Source organism: Ferruginibacter sp., assembly GCF_031391665.1.
In the GTDB taxonomy this organism is placed as follows: Bacteria; Bacteroidota; Bacteroidia; order Chitinophagales; family Chitinophagaceae; genus Ferruginibacter.
The window spans coordinates 1-18,528 of the sequence record NZ_JANMUN010000273.1 but is presented as its reverse complement, the minus strand read 5'-3'; the positions used below and the strand labels follow the sequence as shown (position 1 = coordinate 18,528).

14 protein-coding genes are annotated in these 18,528 nt (G+C 37.0%); 10 read left to right on the top strand and 4 right to left on the bottom strand.

Annotation, left to right across the window (positions count from 1 at the left end):
• Positions 1-2,120 (top strand): TonB-dependent receptor plug domain-containing protein (locus ACY651_RS21105; protein WP_462255504.1); only part of this gene is annotated, 2,120 nt, incomplete at its 5' end.
• Positions 2,121-2,161: 41 nt separating this feature from the next.
• Positions 2,162-3,385 carry a hypothetical protein gene (locus ACY651_RS21100; RefSeq protein WP_462255503.1) on the top strand — a complete coding sequence of 408 codons (1,224 nt, stop codon included), beginning with the start codon at positions 2,162-2,164 and terminating at the stop codon, positions 3,383-3,385.
• A gap of 75 nt (positions 3,386-3,460) precedes the next feature.
• Here the strand turns inward: ACY651_RS21100 and ACY651_RS21095 are convergent, their stop codons facing one another.
• The 3 genes from ACY651_RS21095 to ACY651_RS21085 are packed head-to-tail and all read right to left on the bottom strand — an operon-like array spanning position 3,461 to position 5,465.
• A complete protein-coding gene (locus tag ACY651_RS21095; RefSeq protein ID WP_462255502.1) occupies positions 3,461-3,865 on the bottom strand; it encodes an SET domain-containing protein in 405 nt (134 codons plus the stop codon).
• Positions 3,858-4,538, bottom strand: a complete 681-nt coding sequence (locus ACY651_RS21090) for a lysoplasmalogenase (RefSeq protein WP_462255501.1) — start codon at positions 4,536-4,538, stop codon at positions 3,858-3,860. Before ACY651_RS21090 ends, ACY651_RS21095 begins: the two co-directional genes overlap by 8 nt.
• A gap of 24 nt (positions 4,539-4,562) precedes the next feature.
• On the bottom strand, positions 4,563-5,465 hold the full coding sequence (locus ACY651_RS21085) for a hypothetical protein (RefSeq protein WP_462255500.1): 903 nt from the start codon (positions 5,463-5,465) through the stop codon (positions 4,563-4,565).
• Positions 5,466-5,546: 81 nt separating this feature from the next.
• On the opposite strand from ACY651_RS21085, the gene ACY651_RS21080 reads away from it, so the two are divergent.
• From ACY651_RS21080 to ACY651_RS21055, 6 genes are all read left to right on the top strand, one after another.
• Positions 5,547-5,933, top strand: a complete 387-nt coding sequence (locus ACY651_RS21080; protein WP_462255499.1) for a hypothetical protein — start codon at positions 5,547-5,549, stop codon at positions 5,931-5,933.
• A 41-nt stretch (positions 5,934-5,974) separates the two neighbouring features.
• The gene (locus tag ACY651_RS21075) at positions 5,975-6,475 is read left to right on the top strand and encodes an FKBP-type peptidyl-prolyl cis-trans isomerase (protein ID WP_462255498.1); all 501 of its coding nucleotides are present in this window, start codon (positions 5,975-5,977) and stop codon (positions 6,473-6,475) included.
• Between the two features lie 16 nt (positions 6,476-6,491).
• Positions 6,492-7,919: an L-serine ammonia-lyase gene (locus ACY651_RS21070; protein ID WP_462255497.1), complete on the top strand. Its 1,428-nt coding sequence runs from the start codon at positions 6,492-6,494 to the stop codon at positions 7,917-7,919.
• A gap of 169 nt (positions 7,920-8,088) precedes the next feature.
• A complete protein-coding gene (locus tag ACY651_RS21065) occupies positions 8,089-9,336 on the top strand; it encodes a glycoside hydrolase family 88/105 protein (protein ID WP_462255496.1) in 1,248 nt (415 codons plus the stop codon).
• Between the two features lie 112 nt (positions 9,337-9,448).
• Positions 9,449-10,672 (top strand): glycoside hydrolase family 88 protein, encoded by a 1,224-nt coding sequence (locus tag ACY651_RS21060; RefSeq protein ID WP_462255495.1) that lies wholly within the window; start codon positions 9,449-9,451, stop codon positions 10,670-10,672.
• Between the two features lie 15 nt (positions 10,673-10,687).
• Positions 10,688-11,641: a glycoside hydrolase family 43 protein gene (locus ACY651_RS21055; protein WP_462255494.1), complete on the top strand. Its 954-nt coding sequence runs from the start codon at positions 10,688-10,690 to the stop codon at positions 11,639-11,641.
• A gap of 101 nt (positions 11,642-11,742) precedes the next feature.
• Here the strand turns inward: ACY651_RS21055 and ACY651_RS21050 are convergent, their stop codons facing one another.
• Positions 11,743-16,128, bottom strand: coding sequence for a T9SS type A sorting domain-containing protein (locus ACY651_RS21050; protein ID WP_462255493.1), 4,386 nt, complete (start codon positions 16,126-16,128; stop codon positions 11,743-11,745).
• Positions 16,129-16,602: 474 nt separating this feature from the next.
• Here ACY651_RS21050 and ACY651_RS21045 point away from each other — a divergent pair, with 474 nt between their 5' ends.
• Both ACY651_RS21045 and ACY651_RS21040 read left to right on the top strand, forming a co-directional pair.
• A complete protein-coding gene (locus tag ACY651_RS21045; RefSeq protein WP_462255492.1) occupies positions 16,603-17,220 on the top strand; it encodes a hypothetical protein in 618 nt (205 codons plus the stop codon).
• Between the two features lie 75 nt (positions 17,221-17,295).
• Positions 17,296-18,528, top strand: a 1,233-nt coding sequence (locus ACY651_RS21040; RefSeq protein WP_462255491.1) for an aldehyde dehydrogenase family protein, incomplete at its 3' end; no start/stop codon positions are given.

Below are 18,528 nucleotides of genomic sequence, written 5' to 3'. Positions count from 1 at the left end.
TTTATGGTCCGGGTGGCATGAATGGTACTTTATTAATGACCAGTAAAAGTCCTTTTAAATACCAGGGTTTATCTTTTTTAGTTAAAACCGGTATTATGCATACCGACGGCAGACAAAGGCCAACTTCTCCTTACCATAACTGGAATTTAAGATGGGCTAATAAAGTTTCTGAAAAATTTGCATTTAAAATAAATGCTGAATTAATTCAGGCAAAAGACTGGATGGGTACCGATAACAGGAATTACAGCAGGTCTGGTACAACGGGTACAGTAATTCCGGGGGATAGAAAAACTGATCCAAATTATGATGGTGTAAATGTGTATGGGGATGAAACCACTGTAGATATCCGTGCATTTTTTGGCAGCATTGCAAATAATTTACCCGGTGCAGCAAACTTTATAAATGCTAACGGTTTACTTTCTACACCACAAAACGTTTCCCGTACAGGTTATACTGAAAAAGAATTGATTAACCCTAACACCGTGAATTTTAAACTGGCAGGGTCAATGCATTATAAGCTATCTGAAAATACAGAAGCAGTTATAGCAGGCTATTGGGGTACAGGTAATACCATTTATACCGGTAGCGACAGGTATTCGCTTAAAGATTTTAAAATGGGCCAGTACAAAGTTGAATTGAACAGCAAAAATTGGTCGCTGAGGGCATATACAACTCAGGAAAACGCAGGCGAATCTTATAACACTACAGCAACCACAAGGTTATTTAATGAATCATGGAAAAAATCGGTTACAACTGATGCAGCAGGTAACCCAACACCATTACCTACCGACTGGTATATTCAATATGCATTTTCTTATTTAAGTAACAGAATGAATGGAATGACAGCATATGATGCTCACCAGGCTTCAAGAGCACTGGCTGATGTGGGAAGACCAGCAGCGGGTACACCGGCTTTTCTTTCTGCGTATGATGCTATCCGTAAAAAACCAATTTCTCAAAACGGAGGTTTGTTGTTAGATAAATCTGATTTATATTCTTACGAAGGAAATTATAATCTTACTTCAGTTACAAAAGATGTAGCAGACATTTTGGTTGGTGTAAATTATAAAAAATATGTATTAAATTCTCAGGGTACATTATTTGCAGATTCTACCGGAACAATTAGTACTTCGGAGTATGGCGGTTATATTCAGGCAACAAGAGCCATAACCAGCCGCATTAAATTAACCGCTTCGGGCAGATACGATAAAAACCAAAATTTTGATGGCCGCTTTACACCAAGGGTTACAGCATTAGTAAAATTGGCAGAGAATAATAATTTGCGTTTATCATATCAAACAGCTTACCGTTTCCCCAGCAATCAATCGCAGTGGATTAATTTACAAGTGGGCAGCACCCGTTTAGTAGGCAGTAATCCATCATTTGCTCAATATTTAAACTACAATGCTAATCCATTGTACACTTTTAATACAACTCCGGGAACAAGCAATATAAAAGATTTTAAAGCATTTATTCCTAATCCGGCTAAACCAGAATCCGTTAGCTCATTTGAAGGTGGTTATAAAGGGTTGTTGATGGAAAATAAATTGCTGATTGATCTGTATGGTTATTTTGGCCAGTACCAGGATTTTTTAGGAAGGGTAAACACTATACAAACAACAACAGGTATTGCTGCTGATACAAGTAACCCTGCTAAAAGAAGAAATATATCTGTACCGGTAAACACCACTGATAAAGTAAAAACTTATGGGTTTGGATTAAGTGTTGATTACAGGTTGCCATTAAACTTTACTTTAGGCGCTAATGTGGCATCTGATGTATTGAAAGATGTACCAACAGGTTTTGTTGCCTACTTTAATGCACCAAAATACAAAACCAACTTAACATTTGGTAACGTTGGTTTTGGCCGCGATAAACGTTTAGGATTTAATATGGCTTACAGGTGGCAGCAGGGTTTTTACTACCAGGGAGATTTTGCTAACGGACAATTGCCCGATGTACATACATTAGATGCACAGGTTAGTGTAAAACTTCCTAAAACAAAATCAATCATAAAATTTGGTGCTAATAATTTGCTGAATCAATATTATTACAATGCAATCGGTAACTCACAAATTGGTGGTTTGTACTATGTGAGTTTTGGATACAATGTTTATTAAAATCAGCGCTACATCCAATTTTAAAAATAAAATTTACTATAATGAAAAAAATAAATAATAAACTAAGATCGATTTACTTAGTGCTTTTATCCGCCCTGTTTTTTCTTGCATCTTGTAATAAAGATTTAGAGCAGCCTGCTGCAATACCAATACCTGTTTACCCAACCGGGCTTGGTATAGCTGCAAAAATTGCTGCAAACCCTAACGACAGTTTATTCAGCAGGTTAATTGTAAGATCGGGACAAGCTGCTACGTTAAATGATCTCACTAAAACATTTACCATATTTGCAGTAGATAATGCAGGTATGAAAGTTTTTGTAAATGCAGCTTCGGGTGGTGCCGTTCCTTTGAACGCTCCTGATGCTACGTTCTCTGCTTTTATTGCAAACTCTTTACCAGTTGCCAGTGCTGCTGGTATTGTTATGTATAATACCATCGGACAAAAGTTTCCCTTTGGTAACATACCAACAACTTTTCCTAACTATCCTTTAACCAGCCAGATCATACTTGATGCAAATCAGCCTTTTGTGAGAATGAATATTTTTCCGGTTAGAGGAACAGCGGTATCTTATGTTAACAATATTCCGGTTACAGCAATAGACACATTAGCAGCTAATGGAATAATTCACCATACATTTACCATTGTTGCGCCGCCAACTAGAGTTTTGAAAGACACTATTAACAGAACAGCAAATTTGAGTATTTTTAGCGCTGCAGTTATAAGAGGTGATAGCGGGCAGGTTGGATTGAACCGCCTTGATTCGTTATTAAATTACGGGGTTACAAATATGACAGTACTTGTTCCAAGCGATACTGCATTTAAAACTTTAATTAATGGACTGTCTGGTGGTTTAGTTCCTTTGGGTGCACCAAATGCAACATTCATTGGCTTTCTTAATAACCCTGCTTTTGTAACAGCAGCAACTGTAAGGGGTATTTTGGCGTATCATTTTTTTGCAACAAATCCTACAGGTTCATATGCTCCTAATATCAGAGTATTTTCGGTAAATTTTCCTACTGCCCCAACTTTTATAAAAACATTGGTTAATGGAAGTGTTGCAGTTCATCCGGGTATATTATCTCAGCCATTTTTTACTGGTCCTGTTGCTGATAGTGTTAGGTTTACTGGTTTAGGTACTTTCCCTCCCGGTGGTGCAGCGTATAGCGGCGCACCAGCTACTTCAAGAAGAACTAATGGAACCCTGGACCGGCACGCAGTAAATGGTGTTTTCCATGTTATTGACAGGGTGTTATTACCTCAATAATTCTTTTAAAATATAAAACAAAAACGGGCTTCCAAATGGAGCCCGTTTTCTTTTGCTAAAACCTTTTTTCTGCCCTCAAACTATCTCACCATAATCAATCAATAACTCTTCCCCATTTTTTATATCTCTTATTGCTTCAAAATAATCACCATCATTAATAGAAATAATATTGGGTGTATCAGCATGGTTTATAAAAAGAGAAACATCAATTTTTTTAAAGCCGTGGTCTGGGATAAAATAATTGTCTTCGTCATACAAACAATAATTGCCTACAATAAATTTAGCATGGGCAGGTAAAGTTTCCACTTCTATTTTTGATACCGTTATCCATTTATCATTTACATCCGGCTTGCTGAACATTGCTCTGCATCCTTTAGGAATATCCTGTATTGCAAATACACCAATACCTTCAATAGCCGAAGGCTTTAGCATTACATAAGTATTGTTGCTTAGCTCGGCAAGTAATGCAGCTTTAGTCATGCGGTAACTGTTTAATAAAACCATTTACAATAAAATATTGTGCGGCGCAATAAGTAAGCATAATATATACGCCTGCAAAAGAAAAGGGCTGATAAAATTTATTTATGGCCAGTAAAGAATCGGAGAGTACAAAAAAAGCGGCACCTGCCAGGTAAAATGCATTGGCAGGCGTATTTACTTTTAAAAATATATGCAGGCTGCAAAGTAACATGGTACAAATAACTGTGGCGTAAATTATTACAGCTAATTTTAAATCGCCTAAATGCGGATATAGAAGCCATACCAATACTGCACCATAGACTAATACTAACAAAACTAACAAGGGTTGTTTCTTAAGTAAAGAAACAGTTGACGAAGAAATCTTTAAAAAATAAAGGATATAAAAAATGTGGGTGGTTAAAAAACAAACTAAACCAAAAATAAAAAACAAATTATTCTTTGTATCAAACAATAAAAAAATATCTCCCAGCCACGAAAAAAATAAACCTGTTACTATTAATTTTTTATGTGGAACAGTATTTTTTGAAAAGTATAAAAGTAAAAGGAGTATTGGAATTAACAGTGGCTTTGCAACAAAATGTAAAAGCGGTACATGTGTAGCAATACCAAATACATCTGTAAAAGCCATTATCCAAAAAATAATGGCAAAAGGTATTTGTATTTTATATTTCATTAAAGCTGCTGCAGATACAAATGATTATTTTATTTCGATATAAGGTCTGCCCCCAAACAAAATCTTTACAGAATCACGGGCACGGGTGGTATCAATAAGCGGTTTGGTTAATGGCATAGCAACTTTATAGATAACAGAATCTGCAGTGTACAGCAGCAATTTATACCCGTAACTGGTAAGCCTGTTGTAAGATTTTTGAGCAAGAAATAAAGAGGGGTAATTTTTTATTACCACTTTAAAAGTATAACCATTTGCCTGTGGAGTTACCGGTGAAATACTGTCAGGTTTTAGTTGTGTTGCTATTTTATTGGTATCAATTTTTAAAGTGTCTTGCGCAGGCGTTACTGTCGGTACGCTTTGTTCAACAATAGTTTCAGTAACTGAATCTTTTTCCCTGGTATAAAAATACCAGGCTGCCAAACTGATAAACGCAACAACCGCAATTGCCGCCGCAATAGCAATTGTTTTTTTGTTGGCAGCAGGTTTTGCTTCGTTACCAAAAGAAATATCTTCTCTTGATTTTTCCTTTAACTTAATTTCTGCCTGCTCAGTTTTTGTATTGATGAACTGCCCCTGTAAAAACTGGTATTCACCCAGCTGGTTTTTTTCCAGCATTCCAATACCTTCTATCTTCATGGGCTTGCCGATATTTAAAAACTGGCTGCCCAGCATCAGGTACGATTCCAGGTCGGCACTGGCCAAAGGTTTTATTTTACGGGTTTGCTGCACAATATAATCAATAAGGCTTTCATCTTCAGTAGCACGTGAGTTGTACTTAAATGATACAGCATTTTCGGGCAGCACAATATCTTTGTCGCTATCCATCGGCATAACAAAATCTGGCGAAAGTGTAAACGTACCAATGCCCTGTAACGTAACGGTTTTGGTATTGTAAAAATGCTGTACCAGCAGTTGTTCTATTTTCATGTTTTAAAGTTGATGATAACAAACCTACAAGATAATTGCAATATAGCAAACTTGTAAATACAATTGCCGTAGTTTTGCACCATGCTAAGTGAAAAAGATAGAAAATTTATCCTGTACTGGGAACAGGTTAGGCAAAAAGAAAGCAGTTTTAAACATAAATTTTTGGCTGGCCTGCCCATGGCATTTATGTTTGGGTTGCCGGTATTACTTTTTTTGGGTGCGGTAAAAATTTTCTTCCCTTCGTGGTTTACTACTGCCGCACATAAACAAACCGATATAATTGTGCCGGGCATGACAGAAAAATTTATGAAATTATCTGCCGGGGATCTTATAACTACTTTTATTGCCGTAATAATTATTGTGCTTTTCTTTTCTTACTTCCGTATGAGTTACAAATGGGAAATGAATGAGCAACTGTACAACGAATTAAAAAGTAAAGAAAAAAAAATGCTTAATGCAGCGTCTTAAGCTTTCAATATCTCTTACCTTTAACCTTTTAATATTAAAATATGATCAAGAAATTATTAGTTTTTAGTGCTGTAGCCATTTTGTTTGTATCCTGCAAAAAAACAAATGAAAACACCTGCCCTTACACAGATACAGCTGCTGTTGCACCTGCTTCTGAAATTACAGCCGTACAAAATTATGTAGCCTCAAATGATCCGGCTGCAATACAACACTCCAGTGGTTTATTTTATAAAATTACTGCAGCGGGCACCGGCACTGTTGCCCCTGGCGTTTGTTCGGGTATCACAGTAAAGTATACCGGATCACTTACTAATGGTTTTAAGTTTGATGAAAATTTAACCGGGTATACTCAAACATTAGGTGGACTAATTTTAGGTTGGCAAAAAGGCTTACCCTTAATAAAAAGCGGAGGAAGTATGTCTTTATATATTCCCCCAAGTTTAGGATACGGCAACAGGGATGTTAAAGATAATAACGGTGCAATTATTATTCCTGCAAATTCAATTTTAGTTTTTACAATTCAATTGGTGGCCGTTCAATAATTAATAAAACTATGCTGTGAGCCACGAAGCAATTTCGGTATTCGATATGTTTAAGATAGGTATTGGCCCTTCAAGCAGCCATACACTTGGCCCATGGCGTGCTGCACAGCGTTTTACAAATTCCCTTCAGCAAAAAAATATACTTAATAATGTAAAAAGCATTGAGATATTGTTGTATGGATCATTGGCAAAAACCGGTATAGGGCATGGAACTGATATTGCAGTGCAGTTAGGTTTAAGTGGCGATGACCCTGTAACATTTGATGTAAATAATATTGCAGCAAAAATTTATGATATTAAGGCAATGAAAAAAATATTGCTGGCCGGTAAACACGAAATTGATTTTGACCCTGCAGAAGATATTGAATTTTTATACAGCGAAAGTTTACCTTTTCATCCCAATGCGTTAACCTTTTTAGTAAAATTTAATAATGACGAAACACTTGCAGAAACTTATTATTCTGTTGGTGGAGGGTTTGTAAAAAAAGAAGGAGAGGATTCAAATTCCAGCGAAGAAGTAAATCTTCCTTTTCCCATAAATACGGCTGATGAATTATTGCACTGGTGCATGAAAACAGGATTGAATGTAAGTGATGTGGTTTTAGAAAATGAAAGCAGCTGGAGAACTGAAGCCGAAACAAAAGCCGGGTTGTTAAACATTTGGAATGTAATGTCAGCATGTATTTACAGAGGTTGCCATACTGAAGGGATGTTGCCAGGAGGATTAAATGTAAAAAGGCGTGGAGCAGGGCTAAATAAAAAATTAATGAATGGCCGCAGCTACAAAGATTACAATGGCTGGCTGGCAACTATAAAACAGGGCGGCAGCGATTTTAAATATATTTTAGATTGGGTAAGTTGTTTTGCACTGGCCGTAAATGAAGAGAATGCAAGTTTTGGCAGGGTAGTAACTGCACCTACTAACGGTGCTGCAGGGGTGATACCGGCTGTTTTACTATACTATGTTGCTTTTTGTAATGGTAACAGCCATGAAAAAATAATTCAATTTTTATTAACTGCTGCAGAAGTGGGAAGCATATTTAAAAAAGGCGCCACTATATCAGCGGCTATGGGTGGCTGTCAGGCAGAGATTGGTGTAAGCAGTGCAATGGCTGCAGCCGCACTTACCGAATGTATGGGTGGCACACAAAGGCAAACTTTAATGGCGGCAGAAATTGCAATGGAACATCATTTGGGTTTAACCTGCGATCCTATTGGCGGACTGGTACAAATTCCCTGTATAGAAAGAAATACTATGGGTGCCATAAAAGCTATAACTGCCAGCCAGCTTGCTCTGCAAAGTACTCCCGATTACGCCAAGGTGAGTTTGGATGGTGTAATAAAAACTATGTGGGATACCGCATTGGACATGAACAGCAAGTACAAAGAAACTGCCGATGGTGGATTAGCGGTAAATGTGCCGATAAGTTTAAGCGAATGTTGATCCCATCTTTATTCCTCCTTCAAAAAAATAAGCCATTTTTTTAAAAATTTAAAAATACAACAACACTAATTTAATTAATGCAGTTACTTTTTTGTACAGGCTGTAATAATTTTTATTTAACTTCATGGGCAGGGACATTTAGTTATGTTTTTTAAATTTAAACTTGTGTATGAAAAAATCAATTGTAATTTCTGCTGTCATTATTTTCCTGATGCAGTCAATTGCAGCACAAACTAATTACGCCATTAAACTTGCCGAAACCATCATGGCAACTTACAAAGATTCGATGGTGGTAAAAAAATATGCCAGCCATTTGGAGCAGGACAAATTGATACCATCCGGGCAAACTGCGGAGCAAGCGCAATTAAGCAGGCCGGCAGTATGGAATTACGAAATGGGAGTGGTGCTGCAGGGCTTTGAAAAATTGGCAACTTTTACATCTGATAAAAAATATACAGATTACACCAAAAATATAATTGATCATTTTATTACATCCGAAGGAGAAATACGAACCTATAATTTAGAAGAGTATAATAGTGACAATATCCCAACCGGCAGGCAATTGCTTCATTTGAATCAAAGTACTAAGGAAGAAAAATATAAAACAGCAGCAACGTTGTTGTACAAACAATTAGCCTGGCAACCACGAAATACAATTGGCGGCTACTGGCATAAATTAAAATATCCCACGCAAATGTGGTTAGATGGTTTGTATATGGCACAACCATTTGCTGTTGAATATGCAGTGCTGTTTAACGATACAAAAAAGTTTGATGACATCATTAATCAATTTGTGTGGATGGAAAAATACAGCAGGGATAATAAAACCGGTTTGCTCTATCATGGCTGGGATGAAAGTAAATTACAAAAGTGGGCAAATCCTAAAACTGGTTTATCACCTGAATTTTGGAGCAGGGCAATGGGTTGGTACATGATGGCATTGGTTGATGTGCTGGATCATCTTCCTGCAAATTATAAGCGACGTTCTGAATTAATTACAATACTAAACCGATTATCAACTGCTTTAGTAAAATTTCAGGATGCAAAAGAAGGCGTGTGGTGGCAGGTAACTGATAAAGCAAATCAGCAATTAAATTATTTGGAATCGTCTTCATCTGCAATGTTTTTATATGCTCTATCAAAGGCTGTAAATAAAAATTACATCAGCATGAACTTTAAACCTGCTATTGCAAAAGCTTACAACGGCATTATTAAAAATTTTGTAAGAGTAGATGAAGCAGGCAGCGTACATTATTTACAGGCCGTTGCAGGGGCAGGTTTGGGTGGCATTCCTTACCGTGATGGCAGTTATAGTTATTATGTAAACGAACCCAAACGTGATGATGATTTAAAAGCTATCGGTCCTTTTATTCAGGCTTGTATCGAATATGAATTATTATTTCCTCAAAAAAAATAAAAAATTTTTTGTTGATAACTGCTGGGCTAATAATTCCAGGTGCTTTTAGCAGAGCCATTAATAAAAATGGCACTTTCAATCAATAAAAATAATTGCAAAAAATCAGCTCAGTATGAAACACAAAATGTGCCTGCCAATCAAAATCATTAATTCATTATTTTTTGTTTTGCTTTTTACAAATGCTATTGCACAAAACAAACATCAATTTAAACCCGATAAAAATTTACTCTACACCATTGCTAAAAATTTTACCGACGCTGCAGCACAATATAAAGTGCTTATGCAAAATTTACCTGCTGATAAATTTCCTAAAACATATTTCCCCACTACAGATAAATATGAGTTTAGTAATTCCAGTTGGTGGTGCAGTGGCTTTTATCCGGGAACCTTATTGTATCTGTACCAGCAAACAAAAGATACTGTTTTGTATAATGAGGCAATGCGGATTTTGGAAGTGCTGAAAAAAGAACAATTCAATACCGGCACACACGATTTAGGTTTTATGATGTATTGCAGTTTTGGTAATGCCAATCTTATTACTCCATCAACGTTGTACAAAGAAATATTATTGAATAGCGCCAAATCTTTATCAACCCGTTTTGATACAACAGTCGGCTGCATAAAATCCTGGAATGGTAAGCCAAACGAGTATTTAGTTATAATTGATAATATGATGAACCTTAAATTATTATTTTGGGCAACACAGGTAAGTGGCGATTCTTCTTTTTATAAAATTGCTGTAACGCATGCCAATACTACAATGCAAAATCATTTCAGGGCCGATAACAGTTCTTATCATGTATTAAACTATAATGCTGCAACCGGTTCAGTACAGCAAAAAAGAACAGCACAGGGATTTGCGGATGAATCGGCATGGGCAAGGGGACAGGCCTGGGGTTTGTACGGTTATACGGAAACCTACAGAGAAACAAAAGATAGAAAATATTTAGACCAAGCCAATAAAATTGCTCAATTTATTTTATCGCATCGTAATTTTCCTTCGGATAAAATTGCTTACTGGGACTTTAATGCACCGGATATTCCAAATACATTACGTGATGCTTCGGCGGCTGCAATAATGGCATCAGCATTACTTGAACTGAGCGGCTACGTAAATAAAAAAATATCAAAAGAATATTTTAAAACTGCTGAGCTGATTTTAAAAAATTTAGCGGATGAAAAATATAAGGCATCAGCGGGCAGTAATGGCGGTTTTATTTTAAAGCATGGGGTAGGACATAACCCAAACAAAACAGAAATTGATGTACCACTTACTTATGCCGATTATTATTTTGTAGAAGCCATGATCAGGTACAGGCAAATTGCCATTAAATAATATAGTAGTAACAATATGAATAAAAAATTTGTTGCAGTTGCAGTGTTGGTATTTACTGCTGCTTTTGTTTTTGGCCAATCCAACAACAGTGTTTATCTATTTTCTTACTTTAAAAATAATGGTAAAGATGGTTTGCATTTGGCATACAGCAACGATGGATACAATTGGGCTGCATTAAATAATGACAGTTCTTTTTTAAAACCAACTGTTGCCAAAGATAAATTAATGAGAGATCCCTGTATTGTTAAAGGAGTAGATGGGTTATTTCATATGGTATGGACGGTGAGCTGGAACGATAAAGGTATTGGCTATGCCAGCAGTAAAGATTTAATCAACTGGAGTGAGCAAAAATTTATTCCCGTTATGCAACATGAAGACAGTGCAAGAAATTGCTGGGCCCCCGAAATAACTTTCGATAAAAAAAATAAGCAGTATATGATTTACTGGGCAACCACCATTGCCGGTAAATATAAAATGGATACTGCAATTGAAAACGGTTACAATCACCGCATGTATTATGTTACCACTAAAGACTTTAAAGCTTTTAATAAAACAAAATTGCTGTACGATAAAGGCTTTAATGTAATTGATGCCACCATTGTACCGGATGGAAAAAAGTACATCATGTTTTTAAAAGATGAAACAAGGATGCCGCCGCAAAAAAATATTAAAATAGCCACCAGTAAAAATTTAGAAAAAGGTTTTTCCAATCCTTCGTCAGCCATTACCGGTAATTATTGGGCAGAAGGCCCCGCCACTTTAAAAATGGGCAACACCTGGATAGTTTATTTTGATAAGTACAGAGACCATAAATACGGCGCCATTCAATCCACTGATTTAAAAACCTGGACTGATATCTCCGACAAAATTTCTTTACCAAAAGGGATACGGCATGGGAGCATATTTACAATTACTAAAGAAGAATTTGAAAAGATGGGCTTAAAGAATATGATTACGGTGATGCATTAAAATTATTTTTAGAAGAGTTATAATTTATTTGGGTTTAAAGAATTCAAAATAAAAAATGCCCTTATATTTTTTATAAGGGCATTTTTAAAAAGGTACTTAATTTAATATTTAAAAACTTTTACCGATAATATTTCATTATCAATTGTTACCTGCAAAGTATAAATTCCTTTTGCTAAATTTTGAATATTGGTTATTGAAAAAAGATTGTCTCCTTTAATCAACTTTTCTTTTTGCCTGTAAACTACCTGTCCTAAATTATTAATTACTTTTAAATCTGAATTGGTAACCACATCTGAACTTATCCTGATATTCATTTTATCAGTAACAGGGTTAGGCATTACTGCAACAGCTTTTACAAGTTTATCGCTAAATCTTATTCTAACAATACCACTGTATTTAAAATGGTTGTTTTTGTCAATTGATTTTAAGCGAATGTAGTATAGCGGTTGTGTATAATTCTTTAAAGTAAATTGGTAGTTGTTTACAGCACCGTTGTTAGCATTTACCAATCCGCCATTGCTAAAGTTAATACCATCAGTACTGTATTCTACTTCAAAATGGTCTGCATTAATTTCATTTTCTGTTTTCCATACTGCAATAATATCATTGCCGTTTCTTTGTCCTGAAAAACTTATAAGCGAAACAGGAAGTGCTGCCGGGCTGCCTACTGGTATGGTATAAGCAGCTGTATTACTTAAATTTCCGGTATTATCGTAAGCAGAATAATTAAAAGTAACATTGCCGATGAAACCCGGGGCAGGGTCTAACCTTAAAGCTGCAGCTTGAGCCGGTGTTAATACTATACCACCTGGATTAGCTGTAAGTACTGCTGCCGTTAAATCTGCAAAACCTCCTGTGCAGGTTGCTCCTGCTGGTGTTGGAGGGCAGGGGATACTTATTACGCCTTGCGAAGTTGGCGGAACACTATTTATGGTGTAACTGCTAATGGTACCATCTGCATCATTGCTGGCTAAAGATGGTATAGCTGTTGGTCCGTTGGTATTAAACATTTTTGGAGCAACCACATCATTTGAAACTGGTGGTAAACCCGACACTGGAATAGTGTAAGTTGTACTGTTACTTATTAAACCACTGTTATCTGTAGCATGATAATTAAATACCACATTTCCTGAATATCCGGGTGCAGGGTCAAAACGCATTCCGGCCATTTGTGTTGGTGTAAGTGGTATGCCTCCAGTTAAATAATTTGAAAGTATTGCAGCAGTCAAATCCTGGAAACCTCCGGTACAGGTTGCACCTGTAAGAGTTGGAGGACAAGGTACACTTATTACACCCTGAGAAACTGGTGGTAAAGATTCTAAACTATAACTAGCAATGGTACCATCAACATCGTTTGCAACAAGACCAGGAATTGCAGTTGGGCCATTTGTTTGTTGCATGGTGGGTGCAACTATAGCATTAGCAACAGGTGGTAAACTTGTTACAGGAATTGTGTAAACTGCTCCTGCACTTGTAGCACCACTATTGTCTGTTGTTGTGTAAGCAAATTCCATATTACCTGCAAAATTGGGTGCAGGATCAAAAAATAATCTTGCTGCTTCAGCCGGAGTTAAAACTGTTCCTACTAGTAAATTAGCAAATCCACCGGTACAAGTTGTGCCTGCGGGAGTAGTAGGACAAGATACGCTCAATACTCCTTCAGAAGCTGCAGGAACAGCAGTTATTTTATAACTTGCAATTGTACCATCAGCATCTGTACCAATTAAATTTGGTATTGCAGTTGCCGCATTAGTGTTTGCAATTGACGGTGCTATAATATTTTTTGCAACAGGCGGTATATTACCAGTGCCAGATACCGGCAAAGTATAGGTAGAAATATTACTTATTAGTCCGCTGTTATCTACTGCACCATATTTAAATGCTGCCAAACCGGTAAAACCTGCAGCAGGGTCAAAGCGTAAAGCCGCAGCCTGTGCTGGTGTTAAAGAAATACCATTAGGGTTTAATGCAAGAACTGCAGCAGTTAAGTCGGCAAATCCTGCAAGGCATGTTGCACCCGTTGGTGTGGCAGGGCAGGGAATACTTATAACTCCTTGTGATGGATCAGGTACACTTAATAAAGTATAGCTGGCGATAGTACCATCTGCATCTGTACCAATTAAAGAACTAACAGCTGTTGGACCGACTGTATTAGCCAATACAGCATTTGTAACATCATTGCTTACAGGTGGCTGAGGTGCCATTGTAATATTATAACTGGCTGCTGCACTTATATTGCCATTATTATCTGTAGTTGTATAATTAAATGGTGCAGTACCGCTAAACCCCGTTGTTGGGTCAAACCTTATACCTGCAGCCTGTGCTGGCGTTAATACTATACCACCGGGATTAGACGCTAAAACAGCAGGTGTTAAATCAACAAAACCTCCTGTACATGTTCCTCCTGTTGGGGTTGGCGGGCAGGGTACACTTATTACACCTTGTGCGCCAGTTGGTACAGTTGTTATAGTGTATGCGTTTACAGTACCATCTGCATCACTGCCTGATAATTTCGGGATTACTGTTGCCCCTGCATTAAAAGGAACAAAAGTATTTATGTTAGCTGCTGTGGGTGGTGTATTCATAACTGGCAGGTTATAAGTTGCAGTATTGCTAATTAAACCTGTATTATCAGTAGCTGTATAATTGAAATTAGCTGTGCCGGTAAAGCCGGGTGCAGGGTCAAAAAATAATCTTGCTGCCTCAGCCGGAGTTAAAACTGTTCCGATATTTAAATCCGCAAATCCACCAGTACATGTTGTACCTGCTGGTGTTGAGGGACAGGATATTCTTAAAACCCCCTGTGCAGGGGATGGGATACTGCTGAGGGTATAAGTAGCAACTGTTCCATCCAAATCAGATGCCTGTAATGGTGGGATAGCAGTGTTGCCTAAACTATTATTTAGTGGTTGTGCAGTAATATTATTTGCAAGTGGTGGCCTTGCATTGGTTGCAGATGCCGTTACAGGTATAGTGTAATTAGCCGTATTACTTGTATTACCACTGTTATCTACTGCATTATAATTAAATGTTGCGTTACCAATAAAACCAGGTGCAGGATCAAAACGCATACCTGCAATTTGTGTGGCTGTTAAAGGTATTCCCAATGGATAGCCCGAAAGAATAGCTGCTGTTAAATCCTGGAAGCCACCTGTACAGGTTGCACCTGTTAATGTTGGTGGGCATGGTACACTTATTACTCCCTGAATAGTTGGAGGTAATGATGTTATTTGGTAAGTTGATATCGTGCCATCAATATCTGAAGAGTTTAAACCCTGTATGTCAACAGGCCCGTTGGTATTAGGCATACTGTTTTCCATAATATTATTCGATACAGGGGGTAAAGCAATTACCGGCAGTGTATATGTTGCTGTATTACTTATATTGCCATCATTATCCGTAGCATCAAAATTAAATGTGGCATTGCCAGTAAAATTTGCGGCCGGATCAAAACGCATGGCTGCTGCCTGGGCAGGTGTTAAAACAATACCACCCGGGTTTGCTGCTAATACAGCCGCAGTTAAATTGGCAAAGCCACCAGTACAGGTTGCACCTGTGGGTGTAACCGGACAGGGAATACTTAATATGCCCTGTGCTGCAGGAGGAACAGTTGTTATTTTATAATTTGCAACAGTACCATCTAAATCTGATGCAGTTAAACCGGGTATTACTGTAGCACCATTACCTTGTGGCATTGGTGTATTTAAAAAATTATCGGCTGTTGGCGGATATTCAGGAATTACTTTGGTAAAAGCTATATCTCCAATAACAACTGTTTGACGGGCAGGATTACCAGTAGAACCCGGCCCCTGGTTCCATAATAATGTAATTTGATTAACCGGGTTACCAAACTGTACAAATACGGTGGCACCCTGGGTTGTTATACTATTTGTGGCAGCATTTGCATTTGTAAGTGTCGAATTTCCAAAAGCTGAATTTCCGCTAATTAATACGGTATCGGCCCCTGATGCAGTGGCCTGAAATTTTGTAACAATAGGATTAGGTACCGCAACTCCGCCATTACTTCCGGTAAAAGTAAATCTGTCAACGTAGGTCACAGGGTTTGTTAAATCCATATCTCCAACATAAAATGAAACACCATTAACTGGTCTTGTAAAAGTAATTACAGTTGTTACAGTTGAAGTTAATGTGGTCCAATCAACTGATTGTACTAATGGATTACCTGCTGTACTGCCTGGCAAAAACCAATTTGTACCACCTACTGCTCCTACAGCTGGTGTATTATTTTGAAAGGCATCATTTGCAGCAGTTGTAGCCGCACTTATATTGCCAGCGGGGCTTGTGTTTGTAATAACTACCGTGGCCCCAATGCCAGAACCGCCTATATTAGTTACAGTTTTTAAATAAGTTGGCCCCACCCAGGTGGTAGAACCCCAGTGTAAATTATAAGTTTGTGCTTTTACTAAATTGACAGAAAAAAAAGCTGCAAATAAAAGCAGCAGCAGTGTGTTGATTTTGGGTTTCATGTTATTGGACTTGTTTTTAAATGAGTATGATAAACTTTAGATAGGATATTATTTAAAATGGTTGCGTCTAATTCAACTTAAACCGCAATTCATTTCATTTATATAAAAAACCAAATCGGTAATAATTTTTTATGAACGAAAAAAAATAAAACATGGATTTTAATTACTAAAATATTTTTTCGATTTAAAAAGATTACAAAACAATTTATAATAAACTAGAAAATTCGTTTGCACGACAAACCATTTTTAGCTGTAATTATTGTTTTAATCATACTTTTATAAATAAATTGCCTTTTACAGATACTAAAAACCTTTTAAATTATAAAACAATACCACATCACTAAACTGATATTTTTTATGTGTTATTGTATTTTTAAAATACATTTTTACTGCACATTTATTTTTTTAGGATTTCTTCTACATTATAACAAGAAATATTACTACAAATTGATTTAGGTTTGCAAAAAAAATAAGATGAAAAAAATAATAAGTGTGTTTTTTATTACTTTAAGCTGCTTTGCGGCAACAGCACAAAACGATTTAAAGAAAAAAATTGTAGACAGCACCTGCGCCTGCCTTACCGAAATACCCGATATTGATAAAAAGACCCCGGAAGAATTGCAGATGGTTATGGGGCAATGCATGATGCAAAAATCTTTAACTGATATAATGGCATTGGCACAGGAACGCAGTATTGAAATGACTGATATGGAAGGTATGCAAAAACTAATGGCCGAAATTGGTATTGAAATGACCAAAGCCGATTGTAAAGCCCTGAATTCTTTAATGATGAAAATGGGCCAGCGTGGAGGTGGTAATACAGAAAACGGACCTGATGTAAAGGAAAGTGCTGTATTGAAAGGCATGGTGCAAAATGTGGAAGTAAAAGATTTTGTTTACATAACCGTTCTTACCGATGCTAAGGCTACTCAATTAGTTTGGAGCGATTTTGTTACCGGGGGGAATACTTACGCAAAAAATCTGGCAACACTAAAAAATAAAAATCTTCAGTTTTATTATGTAACTAAAGAAGTGTACAGCATAAAAGCAAAGGCATATGTTGCTGTAAAAATGATTACAGCAGTAAAATAATTTTTCTTAAATTATTAATAAAAAATAGCCCTTTTAAAAAATGGGCTATTTTTATGCCATATAAGTAAAATAATTATGACAGTAATAACAGGTAAAAATCTTATTGGCAATACCGGCTCAGCAAAAGGCAGCGAAACATTTCAGGCAACTAACCCCGCAAGCGGCGGGTTATTACCAGGAAAATTTTATTTAATTACTGAAGAAGAAATTGCAGCCGTTGCCGTAAAAGCAACAGAAGCATTTAAAATTTATCAACAAAAAACGGTAGAGGAAAAAGCTGTTTTTTTAGAAACTATTGCAGATGAAATTACAGCCCTGGGTGACGATTTGATAAACCGTGCCGCTGCAGAAAGCGGATTGCCCACAGCAAGATTAACAGGCGAACGTGGCCGAACTACCGGCCAATTAAAATTATTTGCAAAATTATTACGTGAAGGCTCGTGGGTAGATGCAAGAATTGATACCGCCATCCCCGACAGGCAGCCATTACCCAAACCAGATTTAAGGCACATGTTAATTCCTTTGGGGCCAGTAATGGTTTTTGGTGCAAGCAATTTTCCTTTTGCATACTCTTCAGCAGGCGGCGATACCGCCAGTGCATTAGCTGCCGGTTGCCCCGTAATTGTAAAAGCACATCCCTCACACCCCGGTACAGACGAAATGGTTAGCCAGGCAATCATCAGCGCAGCAAAAAAAACAAATATGCCCGATGGTATTTACTCCATGGTTTTTTGTAATGAAGAAATGGCCATAAAATTAGTTACACATGCTGCAGTAAAAGCAATTGGCTTTACAGGTTCCCGAAAAGGAGGCATGGCAATTTTTAATGCAGCATTAAACAGGGTAGAGCCCATTCCGGTATATGCAGAAATGAGTGCTGTTAATCCTGTAATATTAATGCCCGGAGCTGTTGCTGCAAATGCCGCTGGTATTGCAAATGCTTTTGCAACATCGGTAACCATGGGAGTGGGGCAGTTTTGTACCAACCCCGGTTTGGTTTTTATGGTAGATGATGATAATGCAAAAATATTTTTAAACACTTTATCAGCAGCTATAAAAAACATTGCTCCTGCAACAATGCTCAGTAAAAATATTTGTGCCAATTATAATGCCGGTGTAGATAAATTAAAAACTATGGCAACTTTATCTGCACAAAGCGATGCAGTTGCCGATGCAAATAAAACAGAAGCTGTACCATATATTTTTACAGTTGCTCAAAAAGATTTTATTGCAAATAAAAATTTATCTAATGAAGTATTTGGCCCTGCAAGTTTAATAGTGCTGTGTAAAAATGCAGAAGAAATTTGC

What these genes read in the sequence shown, in the direction of transcription:
- ACY651_RS21045 (WP_462255492.1), top strand. Translation starts at nt 16,603, where the DNA reads ATGAAAAAAATAATAAGTGTGTTTTTTATTACTTTAAGCTGCTTTGCG.
- ACY651_RS21065 (WP_462255496.1), top strand. Translation starts at nt 8,089, where the DNA reads ATGAAAAAATCAATTGTAATTTCTGCTGTCATTATTTTCCTGATGCAG.
- ACY651_RS21100 (WP_462255503.1), top strand. Translation starts at nt 2,162, where the DNA reads ATGAAAAAAATAAATAATAAACTAAGATCGATTTACTTAGTGCTTTTA.
- ACY651_RS21050 (WP_462255493.1), bottom strand. Translation starts at nt 16,128, where the DNA reads ATGAAACCCAAAATCAACACACTGCTGCTGCTTTTATTTGCAGCTTTT.
- ACY651_RS21060 (WP_462255495.1), top strand. Translation starts at nt 9,449, where the DNA reads ATGAAACACAAAATGTGCCTGCCAATCAAAATCATTAATTCATTATTT.
- ACY651_RS21090 (WP_462255501.1), bottom strand. Translation starts at nt 4,538, where the DNA reads ATGAAATATAAAATACAAATACCTTTTGCCATTATTTTTTGGATAATG.
- ACY651_RS21085 (WP_462255500.1), bottom strand. Translation starts at nt 5,465, where the DNA reads ATGAAAATAGAACAACTGCTGGTACAGCATTTTTACAATACCAAAACC.
- ACY651_RS21075 (WP_462255498.1), top strand. Translation starts at nt 5,975, where the DNA reads ATGATCAAGAAATTATTAGTTTTTAGTGCTGTAGCCATTTTGTTTGTA.
- ACY651_RS21055 (WP_462255494.1), top strand. Translation starts at nt 10,688, where the DNA reads ATGAATAAAAAATTTGTTGCAGTTGCAGTGTTGGTATTTACTGCTGCT.
- ACY651_RS21080 (WP_462255499.1), top strand. Translation starts at nt 5,547, where the DNA reads ATGCTAAGTGAAAAAGATAGAAAATTTATCCTGTACTGGGAACAGGTT.
- ACY651_RS21095 (WP_462255502.1), bottom strand. Translation starts at nt 3,865, where the DNA reads ATGACTAAAGCTGCATTACTTGCCGAGCTAAGCAACAATACTTATGTA.